Origin of the sequence: Streptomyces sp. AM6-12, assembly GCF_044327085.1 — a bacterium.
GTDB lineage: Bacteria > Actinomycetota > Actinomycetes > Streptomycetales > Streptomycetaceae > Streptomyces.
Genome location: NZ_JBIQWN010000001.1, coordinates 3,301,652 through 3,319,869 on the forward strand (window position 1 = coordinate 3,301,652; position 18,218 = coordinate 3,319,869).

The window sequence follows — 18,218 nt, forward strand, 5'->3', positions numbered from 1 at the left end:
GGTGTTACCGGGTAGGGGGGAAGTCTGCGGTGTCGGTGGGGCGCACCGCCAGCGAACGGTCGCGATCGAGCCTGACGACGATGTGACGGCGCCAGTTGGCGTCGTCGCGCCCGGCGAAGTCCTCGCGCCAGTGGCAGCCGCGGGTCTCCTCGCGCAGCCGCGCGGCGGCGACCAGGACGCGGGCCACGCACAGGAGGTTGGTGGCCTCCCAGGTGTCCACGCCGGGCTCGGCGGTCTTGCCGTGCACATCCAGCGCGTCGCGGGCGTCCGTGTCCAGCCGCTGGAGCTGCTCGGCGGCCCCCGCGAGGGACTCGGCGCTGCGCAGCACGCCCGCGCCCTCGCTCATGATCCGCTGGATGGCGAACCGGGACTCGGGGGCGAGCAGCGGGTGCGCGGGCCTGCCGGGGTGCGGGACCGGCTCGGGCACCCGCGCGCGCAGGCCGTCGGCGGCGCGCTCGGCGGCGATGTCCGCGGCGATCCGCTCGGCGTAGACCAGGCCCTCCAGGAGGGAGTTGGAGGCGAGCCGGTTGGCGCCGTGCACGCCGGTGCAGGCGCACTCCCCGCTCGCGTACAGGCCCGGCACGGTGGTGCGGCCGTGGTCGTCGGTGCGCACGCCTCCGGAGGCGTAGTGGGCGGCCGGGGCGATCGGGATGGGCTCGGTGACCGGGTCGATGCCGTTGGCCCGGCAGGCGGCCAGGATGGTCGGGAAGCGGTGTGCCCACATCTCGGCGCCGAAGTGGCGGGCGTCCAGGAACATGTGCTCGGCGTCCTGCTCCTGCATCCGCCGCATGATGGCCTTGGCCACGATGTCCCGGGGCGCCAGCTCGGCCAGTTCGTGCTGCCCGAGCATGAAGCGGGTGCCGTCGGCGTCGACCAGGTGGGCGCCCTCGCCGCGCACCGCCTCGGAGACCAGTGGCTGCTGGCCCTCGGCGTCGGTGCCGAGGAACAGCACGGTCGGGTGGAACTGCACGAACTCCAGGTCGCTGACCTCGGCGCCGGCGCGCAGCGCGAGCGCCACGCCGTCGCCGGTGGACACCGACGGGTTGGTGGTGGCGGCGAACACCTGGCCCATGCCGCCGGTGGCGAGCACCACCGCGGGGGCGTGCACGGCGCCCACGCCGTCGTGCTGGCCCTCGCCCATGACGTGCAGGGTGACGCCGGCCGTGCGGCCCCCGGCGTCCGTGAGCAGGTCCAGGACGAGCGCGTTCTCGATGGTGCGCAGGCCGCGCGCGCGGACCGCCTCGACCAGCGCGCGGGAGATCTCGGCGCCGGTGGCGTCGCCGCCCGCGTGCGCGATCCGGCGCCGGTGGTGGCCGCCCTCGCGGGTGAGGGCGAGGCCGCCCCCGTCGGACTCGTCGAAGTGCGCGCCGGTCTCGATGAGCCGTCGTACCGCGTCCGGGCCCTCGGTGACCAGGAGGCGTACGGCCGCCTCGTCGCACAGGCCGGCGCCCGCCACCAGGGTGTCGTCCAGGTGCTGTTCGGGGGTGTCGCCCTCGCCGAGGGCGGCCGCGATGCCGCCCTGGGCCCAGCGGGTGGAGCCGTCGTCCAGGCGGGCCTTGGTGACGACCACCGTGCTCAGCCCGGCGGCCTCGCAGCGCAGGGCGGCGGTCAGCCCGGCCACGCCGGAGCCGACGACGACCACGTCCGCGGCGATGGCCCAGCCGGGGGCGGGCGCGTGCAGTCGTATGCCGGTGCTGGTCACGAGGCGGCTCCGAGGGTGCCGAAGGTGAGCGGGAGGTTGTCGATCAGCCGGGTGGCGCCGACCCGCGCCGCGACGGCGAGTACGGCCTCGCCGGCGAAGTCGTCGCCGATCTCGGTGAAGTCGGACGGGTCGACCAGGGCGAGGTAGTCCAGTTCGAGCGGCGGGTCGTAGTGCGCGGCCTCGTCCAGGACCTGGCGGGCGGCGGCGCGGACGGCGGCCGGTCCGCCCGGCGCGGCGGTGGCCACCGCGCGCGCGTCGGCGGCCGCGCGGGACTCCCCTATCGCGCTCAGCGCCTCCGCGCGCGCCTGGGTGGCGGGCACCTCGCGGGCCCGCGCGCGCAGCGCCTCCTGGGCGGCGTGCCGGTCGCGGCCGGCGAACAGCGCGCGGGACAGGGCGAGGGCGGTGCGGCGCTCGTCGGGCGACAGGAAGCGGTTGCGGCTGGACAGCGCGAGCCCGTCCTCCTCGCGCACGGTCGGCACGCCGACGATCTCGATGCCGAAGTTCAGGTCCCGCACCATGCGCCGGATCAGGGCGAGCTGCTGGGCGTCCTTCTGGCCGTAGAGGGCGACGTCGGGGCGGGTGAGGTGGAGCAGCTTGGCGACGACGGTCAGCATGCCGTCGAAGTGGCCGGGCCGGGAGGCACCCTCCAGGCGTTCGCCCATCGGGCCCGCGGTGACGCGGACCTGGGGGTCGCCGCCGGGGTAGACCTCATCCACGGAGGGCGCGAACACGGCGTCCGCACCGGCCTGTTCGGCGACCTTCAGGTCGGCGTCCAGGGTGCGCGGGTAGCGGTCCAGGTCCTCGCCCGCGCCGAACTGGAGCGGGTTGACGAAGACGGTGACGACGACCTCGCCGTCCGGGCCGGCGATCTCGCGCGCGGAGCGGATGAGGGTGGCGTGGCCTTCGTGCAGCGCGCCCATGGTCATCACGACGGCGCGGCGGCCCGTGCGGGGGCGGGCGTGCAGTTCCCGCGCGGTGCTGAGCAGGGCGGTGGTCATCGGTCGTTCCCCTCGGTGCCGGTCGGGCCGTCGGTGCCGTCGGTGCCGTCGTTGTCGTCGCTCTCGGTGCCGGGTGCGCCGGGCGTGCCGGGTGTCCCTGGTACGCCGGGTGCGCCCGTGGCCGCGCCGTCGGCCAGGGCGCCGAGCAGGTCCGCGGCGAGTTCGGGCTTGAGCAGGCCGTGTGCGAGGGCGCGGTCGGCGGTGGCGCGGGCCATCGCGACGTAGCCCGCGACGGCCGCCGGGGCGTGCTCGCGCAGCTCCACGAGGTGGGCGGCGACGGTCCCGGCGTCCCCGCGCGCGACCGGCCCGGTCAGGGCCGCGTCCCCGGAGCGCAGGGCGTTGTCCAGGGCGGCGCCGAGCAGCGGGCCGAGCATCCGGTCGGGGGCCTCGACACCGGCCGTGCGCAGCAGCTCCATGGCCTGCGCGACCAGGGTGACCAGGTGGTTGGCGCCGAGCGCGAGGGCCGCGTGGTAGAGCGGGCGGTTCTCCTCGCTGATCCACTCCGGCTCGCCGCCCATCTCGATCACCAGGGCCTGGGCGGCCAGCCGCAGCTCCTCGGGCGCGGTGACGCCGAAGGAGCAGCCCGCGAGGCGCTGGACGTCCACGGGGGTGCCGGTGAAGGTCATCGCGGGGTGCAGCGCGAGCGGCAGGGCACCGGCCCGCAGGGCGGGGCCGAGCACCTTGGCGCCGTACCGCCCGGAGGTGTGCACGAGCAGTTGTCCCGGCCGTACGGCACCGGTCTCGGCGAGCCCCGTGACCAGGGCGGGCAGCACGTCGTCGGGGACGGTGAGCAGCACCAGGTCGGCGCGCTCCAGGACCTCGGCGGGCGGCACCAGGGGCACGCCCGGAAGCAGGGCCTCGGCGCGCCTGCGGGAGGCGTCGGAGACACCGGAGACGGCCACCGGCCGATGCCCGGCGAGCTGGAGGGACGCGGCCAGCGCGGGGCCCACCCGGCCGGCGCCCACGACGCCGACGGTGAGCCGCGCGGGGCGGTCCCGGTGGTCTTGCTGGTGGACTGTACTCACGCGACGACGGCCTTCCCGTTCCAGTCCGCTTCGGGTACCGGACGATGTACCGGACGATTTCTCGTCATGTTAACGCTATCTCGGTCCGCCGCCGACCGGTTGTCCACAGGCTGTGGGTTTCACCACGCGGCTCGCGCTCGTATATGCGGTGCCACGCGCGGCCCCGGCGCGGCATGATCCCAGGCATGACCGAGACATCCACGCAGGACACGGAACCGACGACCGGGATACGGGCGGAGCCCGCGACCGGGGAACAGGCGGAGCCCACGACCGGGGAGCGGTGGGCGGCCGTACGGCGGCGGGGTGCGCGCCGGCTGAGCCACGCGCACGCGGGCGACTCGGTCCGCGACCGCCTCGCGGACCTGGCGGAGGCGGGCGCGGAGGTGTACGACCTGGACGAACCGGCCGACGTCTACGGCAACCGGATCGTCGCCGCCCTGGAGGAGCGGGTCGCCGCGCTGCTGGGCACCGAGGACGCCGCGTTCTTCCCCACGGGCACCATGGCCCAGCAGGTGGCGCTGCGCTGCTGGGCGGGCCGTACCGGCAACCCCGCGGTGGCCCTGCACCCGCTGTCCCACCCCGCGATGCACGAGCGTGACGCCCTCAGCCAGGTCAGCGGGCTGCGCCCGGTGCACGTGGGCAGCGGGACCAGCTGGCCGACGGCCGCGGAGATACGCGACCTGGCGGAGCCCTTCGGGACGCTGATGCTCGAACTGCCGCTCCGGGACACCGGTTTCGTGCTGCCCACCTGGGAGGAGCTGACCGAGCTGGTGGAGGCGGCGCGGGAGCGCGACGCGGTGGTGCACTTCGACGGCGCGCGCCTGTGGGAGTGCACCGAGCACTTCGAGCGCCCCCTGGCGGAGATCGCGGGCCTGGCCGACAGCGTCTACGTGTCGTTCTACAAGTCCCTCGACGGCCTCGGCGCCCGCGCTCGCCGGGCCCCTACCCCCCCCCCCAGCCGAGACCCCGCCCCCGCCCACGCTGGTCGAGGAGGCGCGGGCCTGGCGGCACCGGTACGGCGGGCAGATCTTCCAGCAGTTCCCGACCGCGCTGTCCGCGCTGATCGGCCTGGAGCGCTCGCTGCCCCGGCTGCCCGAGTACGTCCGCCACGCGCGCGTGGTCGCCGCCGCGCTGCGCGAGGGGTTCGCCGAAGCGGGGCTCGCCTGGGCGCGGGTGCACCCCGAGGTACCGCACACCCACGAGTTCCAGGTCTGGCTGCCGTACGAGCCCGAGGTGCTCGCCGAGGCGGCGCTGCGGCAGGCCGAGGAGACCTCGGTGGCCCTCTTCCCCGGCCACTGGTCCGGCGCCGCGGGCCCCGGCATGGCCTGCACGGAGGTCTCCGTGCAGGCGTCCGGCCTGGAGTGGACGGCGGAGGAGGTGCGGGCCGCCGTACGGGAGTTCGCGCGGCGGCTGCCGGGGCGGGAAGGGAGCTCGCCGGGGGTCGCCGGGTGATCCGGCGGCGGGGAGGCGCGGGCGGCGGAGGCGGCCGTCAGCCGTGGCCGCCGGCCCGCACCAGGCCGGTCTCGTAGGCCAGCACCACCACCTGCACCCGGTCCCGCAGCCCCAGCTTGGTGAGGATGCGGCCCACATGGGTCTTCACGGTCGCCTCGGACAGCACCAGCCGCGCCGCGATCTCCCCGTTGGACAGGCCCTGCGCGACCAGCACCATCACCTCGCGCTCCCGCTCGGTGAGGCGCTCCAGCTCCTTGTGCTTGGGGTCCCGGCCGGCGGAGGGCAGCATCGGCGCGAACCGGTCCAGCAGGCGCCGCGTGGTCGAGGGCGCCACCACGGCGTCACCGCTGTGCACGGCGCGGATGGCGGCCAGCAGCTCACCGGGCGGCACGTCCTTGAGCATGAAGCCGGACGCGCCCGCCTTCAGCCCGGAGAAGGCGTACTCGTCCAGGTCGAACGTGGTCAGGATCAGCACCTTGGGCGCGTCCGGCTGCGCGCAGATGCGCCGGGTGGCCTCCACGCCGTCGAGCTTGGGCATGCGGACGTCCATCAGGACGACGTCGACCGCGGTGGAGCGCAGCGCCTCCAGGGCCTCGACGCCGTCCCCCGCCTCGGCGACGACCTCCATGTCCGGCTGGGCGGCGAGCACCATCCCGAACCCGGTGCGCAGCAGCACCTGGTCGTCGACGAGCATCACGCGGATCGTCATCGGGGTCCTTCTTCCATCCGTCTTCGGTGACTCAGTGCGCCGGTTTGAGCGGCAGAAGTGCGCTGATGCGGAAGCCCCCGCCGGGACGCGGCCCGGCGTCCAGGGTGCCGCCGACCATGCCGACGCGTTCGCGCATCCCGATCAGTCCGTGCCCCCGGCCGTCGGCGCCGCCCTCCTCGTACAGCTCCTGTGGGGCGCCCTTGCCGTCGTCCTCCACCAGCAGGCCCAGACCGTCGTCGAAGTACACCAGACGAACGCTCGCACCCGCGTTCGGCCCGCCGTGCTTACGGGTGTTGGTGAGCGCCTCCTGCACGATCCGGTACGCGGTCAGCTCCACCCCGCTGGGCAGCGGGCGCGGGGTGCCCTCCACCCTGAAGTCGACGGGCAGGCCCGAGCTGCGGCACTGCTCGATCAGCTCGTCGATCTGCTCGACGTCGGGCTGCGGGACGTACTCGCCGCTCTCCTGGTGCTCCCCGGTGCGCAGCACGCCCAGCAGGCGGCGCATCTCGGCGAGGGCCTGCCTGCCGGTCGAGGAGATCGTCTCCAGGGCCTTCCTGGCCTGGTCGGGGGCGGCGTCCAGGACGTAGGCGGCGCCGTCGGCCTGGACCACCATCACGGACACGTTGTGCGCGACGACGTCGTGCAGTTCGCGGGCGATCCGGGCGCGCTCGGCGGCGACCGCGACCTTCGACTGCGCCTCGCGCTCCTTCTCCAGGCGGGCCGCGCGCTCCTCCAGCTGGGCGAAGTAGGCGCGCCGGGTGCGCATGGAGTCGCCGAGCACCCAGGCGAGCGCGAACGGCACGGTCTGGAAGGCCACGATGGCGAGCTGCCCGGCGAAACTGGAGTGCTGAGCCGGCCAGCGCAGCTGCGCCATGGCCGCGGCGCAGAAACTGGCCGCCAGGGCGAGCCGGGAGGCCCAGCGCGCGCCCATGGTGGCGACCGTGTAGGCGATCACCAGCAGCGCGAAGTCGGCGACGCCCGTCTCCACGTCCAGCACGAGCTGGGCGAGGCCGGTGGCGAGCGCCAGCAGCAGCATCGGCTCCGGGAACCGGCGGCGCAGCGCGACGACGACGCACAGCACGGCGGAGACGGCGATCCCAGCGCCGAGCGATGCCCGGTGGCCGGGCGTGCCGCGCAGATTGACCTCGCTGAGCGCCGACAGCCCGAACAGGACGACGGCCCAGAAGGAGTCGACCCAGGTCGGGTGGCGGCGGAAGAAGTCGTAGAGGCGCTGCACGTAACCCAGAGTAGGGAAACGGAATGCCCGCACGGGTCAACCGGAGGGCCGATCCGGGCCCGGCGGACGTACTCCCCAAGGTGGAGGAGGTGATCATCTGGGCGCCTAGTCTGGTGCCGTGACGCAGCAGAGGCCGGGGCAGGAGCGGGAGGCGTCCGGTGGCGCGGGTCCACGGGGCTGGCGGACGGCGGCCGAGGCGGCCCTGTACGGCCCGGCCGGCTTCTACCGGCGACCGGAGGGGCCCGCCGGGCACTTCCGTACGTCCGTGCACGCCTCGCCGCTGTTCGCGCGGGCCGTGGCGGAACTGCTCCGCCGGGTCGACACGGCGCTGGGACGGCCTGCGGCGCTGGACTTCGTGGACATGGCCGCCGGACGGGGCGAGCTGGTCGCCGGGGTGCTCGCCGCCCTGCCGGCCGAGGTGGCGGCGCGCGTGCGACCGTACGCCGTCGAGATCGCCGGCCGGCCCGCGGGCCTGGACGAACGCGTCGCCTGGCGCGCGGAGCCGCCGCGGGAGATCACCGGGCTGCTGTTCGCCAACGAGTGGCTGGACAACGTGCCCGTGGACGTGGCGGAGACGGACCCGGCGGGCGTGCCCCGGTACGTGCTGGTCGGCGCCGACGGCTCCGAGCGCCTCGGCGCCCCGGTGACCGGCGCGGACGCGGACTGGCTGGCGCGCTGGTGGCCGCCGGGCGGGGAGGGGGCGCGGGCGGAGATCGGGCTGCCCCGCGACCGGGCGTGGGCGGCGGTCGCGGGCCGGGTGACGCGGGGGCTCGCGGTGGCCGTGGACTACGCACACACCATCGGCGCACGCCCCCCGTTCGGCACCCTCACCGGCTTCCGCGCGGGCCGCGAGACGACCCCGGTACCGGACGGGACCTGCGACATCACGGCCCATGTCGCCCTGGACGCGTGCGCGGCGGCATCCCCGGCCCCGGCGCGTCTGCTGACCCAGCGCGCCGCCCTGCACGCCCTCGGCATCACCGGCGCGCGCCCCCCGCTCGCGCTCGCCTCCTCCGACCCCGCCGGGTATGTGCGCGCCCTGGCGGGCGCCGGGGAGGCCGCCGAACTCACCGCCACGGGCGGACTCGGCGACTTCGGCTGGCTGGTCCAGCCGGTGGGCATCGCGGACCCGCTGGCCTGAGCCGGCCTGCCTGGCTCGGCGATGCCGCCTACTTGTCGATGCCGTCGGCTACTTGTCGATGTCGCCGACCACGAAGAACATCGAGCCCAGGATCGCCACCATGTCCGCCACCAGCGTGCCGGGCAGCAGCTCGGTGAGCACCTGGATGTTGTTGTACGACGCCGAGCGCAGCTTGAGCCGGTACGGGGTCTTCTCACCCTTGCTGACCAGGTAGTAGCCGTTGATGCCGAGCGGATTCTCGGTCCAGGCGTACGTATGGCCCTCGGGCGCCTTCAGCACCTTCGGCAGGCGCTGGTTGATCGGTCCGGGCGCCAGCCCGGCGATCCGGTCCAGGCAGGCGTCCGCGAGGTCCAGCGCGTTGTGCGTCTGCGCGAGCAGCACCTCGAAGCGGGCGAGACAGTCGCCCTCGCTCCGGGTGACGACCTCCAGCGTGTCCTGGAGCTCGCCGTACGCCAGGTACGGCTCGTCGCGGCGCAGGTCGAAGTCGACGCCCGAACCGCGCGCGATGGGCCCGCTCACGCCGTAGGCGTGCACCGCCTCGGGAGCGAGCACGCCGACCCCGCGCGTGCGCCCCCGGAAGATCTCGTTGCCGAGCACCAGGTCGTCGAAGACGTCCATGCGCGAGCGCACCGCGGCGACGGCGGCCCGGGCGCGCGCCGTCCATCCGGCGGGCAGGTCCTCCTTGAGGCCGCCGACGCGGTTGAACATGTAGTGCATGCGCCCGCCGGAGACCTCCTCCATGACGTTCTGGAGCACCTCGCGCTCGCGGAACGCGTAGAACACCGGCGTGATGCCGCCCAGTTCCAGCGGGTAGGAGCCGAGGAACATCAGGTGGTTGAGCACCCGGTTCAACTCGGCGAGCAGGGTGCGCGTCCACACCGCGCGCTCGGGGACCTCCATGCCGAGCATCCGCTCCACGGCGAGGACCACGCCCAGCTCGTTCGAGAACGCCGACAGCCAGTCGTGGCGGTTGGCCAGCATGATGATCTGCCGGTAGTCCCGCGCCTCGAAGAGTTTCTCGGCACCGCGGTGCATATAGCCGATCACCGGCTCGGCGCGCACGATGCGCTCGCCGTCCAGCACCAGCCTGAGCCGCAGTACGCCGTGCGTGGACGGGTGCTGGGGCCCGATGTTGAGCACCATGTCGGTGCTCTCCGCGGCACCGCCGATCCCGACCGTGGTCTGCGTCGTAGGACTCATGCCCCCAGTCTCCCCCATGCCGGGACACGCGAAGGCCCGGCTCCCTGTGTGTGCGGGGCCGGGCCTTCGCCGTGGAGGTGCCGTCGTCAGGAGACCGCGCTGCGCAGCCCCTGGAGGTCGATCACCTCGGTCTCGTCGTGCGCCGTCAGGTCGATGACCTGGCCGACACCGCGCGCGCTGTCGTCGGCGGGCTTGAACTCCGCCTCCGCCTCGGCCTTGTGCACGGCCAGCGCCTCCTGGCCGACGACATCGGCCAGGTCCTCGTTCTGCACGGCGTCCAGCGCGGCCTTCGGCGCCGCCTTCTGCGTGCCGAAGAAGTCGAAACCACCCTCGGCCAGCGAGCGCCGCGCGGGCGATGCCGGTACGACGGCCACGGCGGTCGGCACGGTGAAGTGCCCGGCGGCGGAGGAACCGGCGGCGGAGGCCGCGGGGGCTGCGGAAGCCTCGGGAGCCGTAGGGGCCGCGGCAGACGCAGGGGCCTCGGGGACCGAGGACGCCTCGGGAGTCGCGGGCACCTTGGGGGCCCCGGCGGTCTCGGGGGCGTCCGGGGCCTCTGTCGCCTGCGACACCGCGGGCTCGCCGGCCTTCGCGTGCCCCCCGGCCGTCAGCGGCCGGTCCTGCGCCGCCTCGCCGCCCGGTACGTTCTGAACGCCCTCGGCGTCCTCAGGGCTCCCAGCGCCCGCCGCACCCCCGGCTTCCGGCGTGTCCTCCGTCTCGGCCTCCGGCGCGACCCCGGCCCCCGCCTCGCCCAGCCCGGCTATGTCCCCCTCGGCACCTTCCCCTTCGGCACCGGCCCCCTCGGCGGTGGCGGACCCGGCGTTCCCGGCGGAGTCCCGCTCGAACGCGGCGAGCGCCCGCAGCGCCTGCCCGTACAGCTTGGCGCCCCCGGCCGAGAAGACGTCGTACGCCTTCCCGGTCTCGGCGACGGCCTCCGGCTCCCCGCCACGGGCCGGCGGCAGGGCCGGGGAGGCCGTCCGGGACGCCGGCGAGGGCGCCGTACGCCCGGCCGGCTCCAGCGCGGGCGGGCCCGACTCCAGCTCCAGCAGGCGGCGCCCCTCCAGCGCGCTGGCGCGCTCGGTCTCCGCGGTGGCGTAGCGGCGCAGCAGGGCGGCGTGCTCGTTGCGCAGGCCCGCCAGTTCGGCGCGCTTGGCGCGCAGCCGCTGCTCCAGCTTGGCGCGCAGTTCGCGCGACTCCTCCAGGTCGGACTCCAGCTCGGCGACCCGTTCCTCGAAGCGCCATTCGTCGCCGGCCCGCGCGCGGGTGAGGTCGGCGACCTGTTTGCCCGCGTGGATGTCCCAGCGGCGCATCACGAACGCGCCGGCGATCGCGGTCGCCGCGGCGGCCCCGGCCAGCGCGCGCAATACCGCGGCCTCGGAGAAAACCCAGGGGCCCAGCGCGCACGCGACGGATACGCCGGCGATCGCGGAAGGGGGCAACAGCCGGTGCAGAGGCGGGGAATGGCGGTGGCGTCCACGTGGCATGGCCAGAAACTTACCGCGCGTAGGCGAATGATGGACCCCCGCCCCGCAAAAACACGGCCATCGCGCGCGCTTCACAGGGCGTCAGGAGCCAAACGTTCAGTGCGACACAAGCCGGGCGCCGAGCCACTGGAGCGCCGCCGGGATCTCCCGCCGCCAGGTGTTGAAGTTGTGGCCACCGCTCGGGAGGATGATCGAAGAAATCCTGGTCACGTTCGTGTCCTGGACGTTCTTGATAAACCGGAGCGTGTCCTTGTAGTTGTGCTCGCCGATTTTGCTGCTGGTGACCAGCAGTGACGTTTCGGGGGCCGACTGGTGCTTGAGCACCCAGAAGAGGTTGGCACGATCGCGCAGGTTCTTGTCACCGTGGAACAGGTCACCGGTGGTCGGGTCGATCGGCGCCTTGTAGTACGGCGACAGGCCCACGGCGGCGCCGTACGACTTCGGGTGGTGCATGGCGATCTTCAGCGCGCAGTACCCGCCGGTCGAGTCGCCGATGATGCCCCAGCTCGCGGGCGTGGGGTCCACCCGGTAGCGGCTCATCACCGAGTCGCGCAGGTCCTTGGCGAAGAACGTCTCCACCTTCGGGCCGCCGGGCACGTCCACGCACTCGGTGTCCCGCGGCGGCGCCACCGACGGGCGCAGCATCACCAGGATCATCGGCTGCATCTTGCCGCCCCTGGCGAGCCGCTGCGCCGTGGTCGGGTAGTGCAGCTTGTCCACCAGCGCCTGCGCGGTGCCGGGGTAGCCGGTCAGCACGACGGAGACCGGGAACTTGCGGTGGCTCCCGCCCGGCTGGAAGTACTCCGGCGGCAGGTACACGAACGCCGGCGCCGAGATCTTCGTCGTCCGGCCCAGGATGTCCACCTGCTGCACCTGCCCGGACACCTGCGGCGCCCCGCTGCCCATCCCGAGGACCCGTGCGGTGGAGACCACCCGGACCGGGCTGCCGGCGCCGTCCGCTATGTGGTCGACGACCACGCCCTGGCCGTTCTCCTGCCCGAGCAGGTCCGCCCAGCTGGCGTAGAAACCGAAGGCCTGGTTGGCGGCGAGGCCCACCGAGGCGAACACGGCGACCTGGGTGGCGAGCAGCAGTCCGACGCGCCCGCCGATCGCGCGCCAGTTCTGCCGGGCGAGGCGCGGCCACAGCCACACCGTGCCCGCGAACAGCACCACGGCGAACACGATCGCCAGCATCAGGACCTTGTTGCTCGTGAGACCCATGAAAACTGTTCCTGCCTGCGCTCTCGGCCCGTTGCGCCGCCACGCCCGCTCGCGTGGGTTTGCCCGGGGCTTTCCTCGGCCTTTGGCCCGACTTTCCGGTGGGGAGTGAACCTCTCTCCCCCAGACACCGTCCTAGAGGGCGCAATGTCACCGGATGCCCGATCGGGCCCGGGTCCAAGGTCTCTCGCAGAACTACGGGATGCGATGTCTGTCAGGATAGATGGGGAAATGTCGGGCGGGGTTCCGGGCCGATCAAGCCGGGCGCGGCGCATACTGCGCGGCCCGCGCCCCGAGGCCGTCCCCGGCCTGGTCGGCAGGGCGGTCGCCCTCGTCGGCCTCCTGGACATCGCCGCCGGGGTCTTCCCGCGCTTCCGGCACAGCCGTATGCACGCCATCGCCGAGGTGCTGCCGGGGTCCTTCGGACCCTTCGCGGCGGCGCTCTCGCTGAGCGCCGGTGTGCTGTTGCTGCTGCTCGCGCACGGACTCAGGCGGCGCAAGCGCCGGGCGTGGCGTGCGGCGGTCGCGCTGCTGCCGGCCGGTGCGGTGGCCCAACTGGCCTACCGGCACTCGCTGGTGGGCCTGCTGATCGCGATCGTGCTGCTGGTGCCGCTGGTGTGGCACCGCCGGGAGTTCGCGGCCCTGCCGGACCCGCGCAGCCGCTGGCGGGCGCTCGCCAACTTCGTACTGATGAGCGCCGGTTCGGTGGCTCTCGGACTGGTCATCGTCAGCGTCCACCCGCACCGCACGGTGGGCGACCCGAGCCTGGCCGACCGGCTCACCCATGTCGTCTACGGACTGGTCGGCTTCGAGGGCCCGGTCGACTACCAGGGCGCGACCTCCTGGACCGTCGCCTTCTCGCTCGGCGCGCTCGGCTGGCTCACCGCCGTCACCACGATCTACCTGGCCTTCCGCCCCGAGCACCCGGCCGCCCAGCTCACCGAGGACGACGAGGCGCGGCTGCGGGAGCTGCTGGTCAAGCACGGCCGCCGCGACTCCCTCGGGCACTTCGCGCTGCGCCGCGACAAGGCGGTCGTCTTCTCGCCCAGCGGCAAGGCGGCGGTCACCTACCGTGTCATCTCCGGCGTGATGCTCGCCAGCGGCGACCCCATCGGCGACGTCGAGGCCTGGCCGGGCGCCATCGAGCGCTTCATGGACGAGGCCAAGGCACACTCCTGGACCCCCGCGGTCGTGGGCTGCTCGGAGACCGGGGGCGAGGTGTGGACCCGCGAGACCGGCCTGGACGCCCTGGAACTGGGCGACGAGGCGGTGGTGGACGTGGCGGATTTCTCGCTCGCCGGACGCGCCATGCGCAACGTCCGGCAGATGGTCAAGCGCATCGAGCGGGCCGGCTACGAAACGCGGGTACGGCGTGTCCGTGACCTCGGCGACGCGGAGCTGGAGCGCGTCCGGCGGGCCGCGGAGGACTGGCGCGGCACCGACACCGAGCGCGGCTTCTCCATGGCGCTGGGCCGCATCGGCGACCCGTCCGACGGCGACTGCCTCATAGCCACCGCCCACAAGGCGGACGAGGAGGCCGGCGAGTACGGCGACCTGAAGGCGATCCTGCACTTCGTGCCCTGGGGCCAGGACGGCGCCTCGCTCGACCTGATGCGCCGCGACCGCAGCGCCGACCCCGGCATGAACGAACTGCTGATCGTGGCCGCCCTCCAGGCCGCCCCCAAGTTCGGCATCGCCCGTGTCTCGCTGAACTTCGCCATGTTCCGCTCCGCCCTCGCGCGCGGCGAGAAGATCGGCGCGGGCCCGGTGCTGCGCGCCTGGCGCGGGCTGCTGGTGTTCCTCTCGCGCTGGTTCCAGATCGAGTCGCTGTACAAGTTCAACGCCAAGTTCCAGCCGCGCTGGGAGCCGCGCTTCATCGTCTACCGCGCCACCACCGACCTGCCCCGCATCGGCTTCGCCACCATGCAGGCCGAGGGCTTCGTCAACCTGGCCCTGCCGCTGCCCCGCTTCCTGCGCCGCCGCCGCCCGGCCGCCGAACGCCCGTGCGCCCACGCGGTGACCGAACGGGACGCCCGAGCGGCGTGATCACCCTTCCCGGCGCCGCCCGAGCACTCCGGGCCGTGGCGGCGCCGTCCGGGGCCTACGCTGAACGTATGAACAACCACAGCGGGCGCGGCCGAGTGGCGGGCCTTCCGGCCTGGGACCGGTGCGCGGTCATGGGGGTCGTGAACGTCACCCCCGATTCCTTCTCCGACGGCGGCCGCTGGTTCGACACCACCGCGGCCGTCAAGCACGGCCTCGACCTGGTGGCCGAGGGCGCCGACCTGGTGGACGTGGGCGGCGAGTCCACCCGTCCGGGCGCCACCCGGGTGGACGAGGAAGAGGAGCTGCGGCGGGTCGTCCCGGTCGTGCGCGGACTCGCCTCCGAGGGCGTCGTGGTCTCCGTGGACACCATGCGCGCCTCGGTCGCGGCCCGGTCCCTGGAGGCCGGCGCGGCCCTGGTCAACGACGTCAGCGGCGGGCTCGCCGACCCCGAGATGATCCCGGTCGTCGCCGACGCCGGTGCCCCCTTCGTCGTGATGCACTGGCGCGGTCTCCTCAAGGGCGCCGCCGTCCACGGGGTTTACGACGACGTCGTCCACGAAGTCGTCGACGAACTGCGCGACCGGGTGGACGCCGTGCTGGCCGGCGGCATCGCGCCCGACCGGATCGTGGTCGACCCCGGCCTCGGCTTCTCCAAGGAGGCCGAGCACGACCTGGCCCTCCTCGCCCATCTCGACCGGCTGCACTGCCTCGGGCACCCGCTGCTGGTGGCCGCCTCCCGCAAGCGGTTCCTCGGCCACGTCCTCGCCGGACCCGGGGGCGCGCCCCCGCCCGCCCGCGAGCGCGACGCCGCCACCGCCGCCGTCTCCGCGCTCGCCGCGCGGGCCGGCGCCTGGGCCGTACGCGTGCACGAGGTGCGCGCCACCGCGGACGCCGTACGGGTGGCCCGCGCGGTCGAAGCGGCCAGGACGGCGGACGGTACGACGGGCCGGACGACGGATGGAGCCCGGTGAGCGCCCCGCACACCGACGTCGAACAGGTCGAGGCCGCCAACACCGCGTTCTACGAGGCCCTGGAGCGCGGCGACTTCGAGGAGGTCTCCGCCCTCTGGCTCACCCCCGCCGACCTGGGCGTGGACGAGGAGTACCACGACCCCGCGGACAGCGGCGTGGTCTCCTGCGTGCATCCGGGCTGGCCGGTGCTCACCGGGCGCGGCGAGGTCCTCAGGTCGTACGCCCTGATCATGGCGAACACCGACTACATCCAGTTCTTCCTCACCGACGTCCATGTCTCCGTCACCGGCGACACCGCGCTGGTGACCTGCACCGAGAACATCCTCAGCGGCGGTCCCGCCCCGGCGGAGGGCGATGAACTCGGCCCGCTGGTCGGCCAGCTCGTCGTCGCCACCAATGTGTTCCGGCGCACGCCCGAGGGCTGGAAGCTGTGGTCGCACCACGCCTCGCCGGTGCTCGCCGAGACCGACGACGACTCCGAGGCCGACGACGACGGCGCCGGCGGCCTGGATCCGGACGACGGCCCGCTCGCCTGAGCGAGCGGGAACCGGTCCGGGAAGAGGGCGGGCGGCCGGTCGGTTCCCGGAAGTGGCTGGAATCACCTACCCCTGGGTACGACCGGCCACCAGCCCTTGACGCGACCGGGTTCACCAGGGAAAACGGTCGGTGAATCCGGCTGCTCGCGGCCGGACCCGCGCCCCTGGAGCCCGGCGTTGTCGGTGCCCGCAGGTAGATTCGTGTGCGACCGGTGTCTCGCCCGCACGCGGTACGGCCGGTCCTTCCCGACGATTGCAGGAGTGATTCGCGTGGATCGTGTCGCGCTGCGCGGCCTGAAGGCCCGCGGGCACCATGGTGTGTTCCCCAGAGAGCGCGAGGAGGGCCAGACCTTCCTCGTGGACCTCGTCCTGGGCCTGGACACCCAGCCGGCCGCGGCCGACGACGACCTGACGAAGACCGTGCACTACGGCGTCGTGGCCGAGGAGGTCGTGGCCGTGGTCGAGGGCGAGCCGGTGAACCTCATCGAGACCCTCGCCGAGCGGATCGCCCAGACCTGCCTGAAGCACGAGGGGGTCCAGGAGGTCGAGGTCTGCGTCCACAAGCCGGACGCCCCGATCACCGTCCCCTTCGACGACGTGACCGTCACCATCACCCGGAGCCGAGTATGACCCGACCTTTCGTCCAGGGTCACAGTGACCCGACCGTCCAGCCGGTGCCCCAGTCGGTCGTCGAGCGGGTGGACGCGGCGGACACCACCCTCCAGAACCCCAAGTGGGCCGTGATCTCCATCGGTTCCAACCTCGGCAACCGCCTGGAGACCCTCCAGGGCGCCGTGGACGCGCTGGAGGACACGCCCGGCGTCCGCGTGAAGGCCGTGTCGCCGGTCTACGAGACCGAGCCCTGGGGCGTCGAGCCCGGCAGCCAGCCGTCGTACTTCAACGCGGTCGTGGCCCTGAAGACCACCCTGCCGCCGTCCTCCCTGCTGGAGCGGGGGCACGCCATCGAGGAGGCGTTCAACCGCGTCCGCGACGAGCGCTGGGGCCCGCGCACCCTGGACGTGGACATCGTCGCCTACGCCGATGTCACCTCCGACGACCCGCAGCTGACCCTGCCCCACCCGCGCGCCCACGAGCGCGCCTTCGTGCTCGCGCCCTGGCACGACGTGGACCCCGCCGCCCAGCTCCCCGGCCGCGGCCCCGTGGCCGACCTGCTCGCCGCCGTCACCCGCGAAGGTGTCGAGCCACGCGCGGACCTGGAACTCCGACTGCCCGAGTAGTCGTTAAGGTCAACGACGACCCGGCAGACGCACATCCGGGCATCATCCGGGACCCGGTCCGGGGGAACTGAAGGGACACCGTGAGAGAGCTGCGCATCAGGGTGCTGGTCGGCGTGTTCGTCGTGGCGGGCATCCTGTCCTGGGCGGGCGCCCGCCTCTGGAACTCGATCGGGACCCTGCCCAGCGTCCCCCTGGCCGCACCGGTCGTGCTCGCCCTGATCGCCGTGGTCCTGCTGGCCACGGCGCTCTCGCTGCGGGCCCGCTTCAAGGCCCAGCGCGAGCGGCGCCCCGGCGCCAAGGGCGTCGACCCGCTGATGGCGGCCCGCGCGGTCGTCTTCGCCCAGGCCAGTGCCTTGGTCGCCGCCCTCGTCGCCGGGATGTACGGCGGCACGGGTGTGTTCCTGCTGGAGCTGCTCGATCTCCCGGCCCGCCGCGACCAGGCCTTCTATGCCGGGTTCTCCGTCCTCGCCGGACTCGCCGTCATAGCGGCCGCCCTCTTCCTGGAGCGGATCTGCAAGCTCCCCGAGGACGACGACCAGGACCACCCCCAGGGCGCGGAACCGGCGGCGTGACCGCCGGTCCCCCGGACCCTGCCGCGAAAACCCCGGTTCAGCGCGCCATGATCAGGCTCATGGCCTCGTTGCGGGTCGCCGCGTCCCGCAGCTGACCGCGCACCGCGGACGTTATGGTCTTGGCGCCCGGCTTGCGGATGCCGCGCATCGACATGCACATGTGCTCGCACTCGACGACCACGATCACGCCGCGCGGTTCCAGAATCTCCATCAGGGAGTCCGCGATCTGCGTGGTGAGCCGCTCCTGCACCTGCGGACGGCGGGCGTAGACGTCCACCAGGCGGGCCAGCTTCGACAGGCCGGTGATCTTCCCGGAGACCGACGGGATGTAGCCGACGTGCGCGACGCCCCGGAACGGCACCAGGTGGTGCTCACAGGTCGAGTACACCTCGATGTCCTTGACCAGGACCATCTCGTCGTGGCCCAGGTCGAAGGTCGTGGTGAGGACGTCCCCGGGCTGCTGCCACAGGCCGGCGAAGATCTCCCGGTAGGCACGCGCCACCCGCGCCGGCGTCTCCCGCAGCCCCTCGCGGTCGGGGTCCTCACCGATGGCGATCAGCAGCTCGCGCACGGCGTTCTCGGCGCGCTTCTCGTCGAACTCGCCGACGGGGCGCTCGCTGTCCAGCGTCACCGGGTCGGTCATTGGGTGCCTCGTTCCTGTCGTCCCACGTGCGTGCATACGAAAAATGCCG

General features: G+C 73.8%; 16 protein-coding genes and 1 pseudogene. 8 read left to right on the forward strand and 9 right to left on the reverse strand.

The genetic code is table 11. From position 1 onward, the window contains the following. Nucleotides 1-4 precede the first annotated feature (4 nt). The 3 genes from ACE4Q9_RS14925 to ACE4Q9_RS14935 are packed head-to-tail and all read right to left on the reverse strand — an operon-like array spanning nucleotide 5 to nucleotide 3,725. A complete protein-coding gene (locus tag ACE4Q9_RS14925) occupies nucleotides 5-1,702 on the reverse strand; it encodes an L-aspartate oxidase (RefSeq protein WP_397984722.1) in 1,698 nt (565 codons plus the stop codon). Then, nucleotides 1,699-2,700: a pantoate--beta-alanine ligase gene (gene panC, locus ACE4Q9_RS14930; protein WP_397984723.1), complete on the reverse strand. Its 1,002-nt coding sequence runs from the start codon at nucleotides 2,698-2,700 to the stop codon at nucleotides 1,699-1,701. Before panC ends, ACE4Q9_RS14925 begins: the two co-directional genes overlap by 4 nt. After that, entirely contained in the window at nucleotides 2,697-3,725 is a 1,029-nt protein-coding gene (locus tag ACE4Q9_RS14935; protein WP_397984724.1) for a Rossmann-like and DUF2520 domain-containing protein, read from the reverse strand. The genes panC and ACE4Q9_RS14935 overlap by 4 nt, the downstream gene beginning before the upstream one ends. 173 nt (nucleotides 3,726-3,898) lie before the next feature. On the opposite strand from ACE4Q9_RS14935, the pseudogene ACE4Q9_RS14940 reads away from it, so the two are divergent. Then, nucleotides 3,899-5,177: pseudogene (locus ACE4Q9_RS14940) on the forward strand (threonine aldolase family protein). A 37-nt stretch (nucleotides 5,178-5,214) separates the two neighbouring features. Here ACE4Q9_RS14940 and ACE4Q9_RS14945 read toward each other — a convergent pair. Beyond that, nucleotides 5,215-5,886, reverse strand: coding sequence for a response regulator (locus tag ACE4Q9_RS14945; protein WP_397984725.1), 672 nt, complete (start codon nucleotides 5,884-5,886; stop codon nucleotides 5,215-5,217). A 31-nt stretch (nucleotides 5,887-5,917) separates the two neighbouring features. Beyond that, nucleotides 5,918-7,123: a sensor histidine kinase gene (locus tag ACE4Q9_RS14950; protein WP_397984726.1), complete on the reverse strand. Its 1,206-nt coding sequence runs from the start codon at nucleotides 7,121-7,123 to the stop codon at nucleotides 5,918-5,920. 118 nt (nucleotides 7,124-7,241) lie between these two features. Between ACE4Q9_RS14950 and ACE4Q9_RS14955 the strand changes: the two genes are divergently transcribed. Continuing rightward, nucleotides 7,242-8,264: an SAM-dependent methyltransferase gene (locus ACE4Q9_RS14955; protein WP_397984727.1), complete on the forward strand. Its 1,023-nt coding sequence runs from the start codon at nucleotides 7,242-7,244 to the stop codon at nucleotides 8,262-8,264. 48 nt (nucleotides 8,265-8,312) lie between these two features. Here the strand turns inward: ACE4Q9_RS14955 and ACE4Q9_RS14960 are convergent, their stop codons facing one another. The 3 genes from ACE4Q9_RS14960 to ACE4Q9_RS14970 form a co-directional block, all read right to left on the reverse strand. After that, nucleotides 8,313-9,464: an NADH-quinone oxidoreductase subunit D gene (locus tag ACE4Q9_RS14960; protein WP_397984728.1), complete on the reverse strand. Its 1,152-nt coding sequence runs from the start codon at nucleotides 9,462-9,464 to the stop codon at nucleotides 8,313-8,315. A gap of 86 nt (nucleotides 9,465-9,550) precedes the next feature. After that, nucleotides 9,551-10,945: a hypothetical protein gene (locus tag ACE4Q9_RS14965; protein WP_397984729.1), complete on the reverse strand. Its 1,395-nt coding sequence runs from the start codon at nucleotides 10,943-10,945 to the stop codon at nucleotides 9,551-9,553. Nucleotides 10,946-11,041: 96 nt separating this feature from the next. After that, the gene (locus ACE4Q9_RS14970; RefSeq protein ID WP_397984730.1) at nucleotides 11,042-12,166 is read right to left on the reverse strand and encodes an alpha/beta hydrolase; all 1,125 of its coding nucleotides are present in this window, start codon (nucleotides 12,164-12,166) and stop codon (nucleotides 11,042-11,044) included. Nucleotides 12,167-12,394: 228 nt separating this feature from the next. On the opposite strand from ACE4Q9_RS14970, the gene ACE4Q9_RS14975 reads away from it, so the two are divergent. The 6 genes from ACE4Q9_RS14975 (at nucleotide 12,395) to ACE4Q9_RS15000 (ending at nucleotide 17,526) form a co-directional block, all read left to right on the forward strand. Next, complete coding sequence (locus ACE4Q9_RS14975; RefSeq protein WP_397984731.1) at nucleotides 12,395-14,209, forward strand: phosphatidylglycerol lysyltransferase domain-containing protein; 1,815 nt, start codon at nucleotides 12,395-12,397, stop codon at nucleotides 14,207-14,209. Between the two features lie 68 nt (nucleotides 14,210-14,277). Further along, the gene (gene folP / locus ACE4Q9_RS14980; protein WP_397984732.1) at nucleotides 14,278-15,180 is read left to right on the forward strand and encodes a dihydropteroate synthase; all 903 of its coding nucleotides are present in this window, start codon (nucleotides 14,278-14,280) and stop codon (nucleotides 15,178-15,180) included. After that, complete coding sequence (locus ACE4Q9_RS14985; protein WP_397984733.1) at nucleotides 15,177-15,716, forward strand: nuclear transport factor 2 family protein; 540 nt, start codon at nucleotides 15,177-15,179, stop codon at nucleotides 15,714-15,716. The genes folP and ACE4Q9_RS14985 overlap by 4 nt, the downstream gene beginning before the upstream one ends. A 270-nt stretch (nucleotides 15,717-15,986) precedes the next feature. Further along, a complete protein-coding gene (gene folB, locus ACE4Q9_RS14990) occupies nucleotides 15,987-16,346 on the forward strand; it encodes a dihydroneopterin aldolase (protein ID WP_397984734.1) in 360 nt (119 codons plus the stop codon). Further along, entirely contained in the window at nucleotides 16,343-16,954 is a 612-nt protein-coding gene (gene folK / locus ACE4Q9_RS14995; protein WP_397984735.1) for a 2-amino-4-hydroxy-6-hydroxymethyldihydropteridine diphosphokinase, read from the forward strand. The genes folB and folK overlap by 4 nt, the downstream gene beginning before the upstream one ends. 80 nt (nucleotides 16,955-17,034) lie before the next feature. After that, nucleotides 17,035-17,526 (forward strand): DUF3180 domain-containing protein, encoded by a 492-nt coding sequence (locus ACE4Q9_RS15000; protein ID WP_397984736.1) that lies wholly within the window; start codon nucleotides 17,035-17,037, stop codon nucleotides 17,524-17,526. 37 nt (nucleotides 17,527-17,563) lie between these two features. On the opposite strand, the gene folE is transcribed toward ACE4Q9_RS15000, so the two are convergent. Continuing rightward, a complete protein-coding gene (folE, locus tag ACE4Q9_RS15005; RefSeq protein ID WP_397984737.1) occupies nucleotides 17,564-18,169 on the reverse strand; it encodes a GTP cyclohydrolase I FolE in 606 nt (201 codons plus the stop codon). Nucleotides 18,170-18,218: the final 49 nt, after the last annotated feature.

Excerpts from the sequence above, each read along its gene's own strand:
- panC (WP_397984723.1), bottom strand. The coding sequence starts at position 2,700 with ATGACCACCGCCCTGCTCAGCACCGCGCGGGAACTGCACGCCCGCCCC.
- ACE4Q9_RS14945 (WP_397984725.1), bottom strand. The coding sequence starts at position 5,886 with ATGACGATCCGCGTGATGCTCGTCGACGACCAGGTGCTGCTGCGCACC.
- ACE4Q9_RS14960 (WP_397984728.1), bottom strand. The coding sequence starts at position 9,464 with ATGAGTCCTACGACGCAGACCACGGTCGGGATCGGCGGTGCCGCGGAG.
- ACE4Q9_RS14965 (WP_397984729.1), bottom strand. The coding sequence starts at position 10,945 with ATGCCACGTGGACGCCACCGCCATTCCCCGCCTCTGCACCGGCTGTTG.
- ACE4Q9_RS14970 (WP_397984730.1), bottom strand. The coding sequence starts at position 12,166 with ATGGGTCTCACGAGCAACAAGGTCCTGATGCTGGCGATCGTGTTCGCC.
- ACE4Q9_RS14975 (WP_397984731.1), top strand. The coding sequence starts at position 12,395 with ATGTCGGGCGGGGTTCCGGGCCGATCAAGCCGGGCGCGGCGCATACTG.
- folP (WP_397984732.1), top strand. The coding sequence starts at position 14,278 with ATGAACAACCACAGCGGGCGCGGCCGAGTGGCGGGCCTTCCGGCCTGG.
- folK (WP_397984735.1), top strand. The coding sequence starts at position 16,343 with ATGACCCGACCTTTCGTCCAGGGTCACAGTGACCCGACCGTCCAGCCG.
- folE (WP_397984737.1), bottom strand. The coding sequence starts at position 18,169 with ATGACCGACCCGGTGACGCTGGACAGCGAGCGCCCCGTCGGCGAGTTC.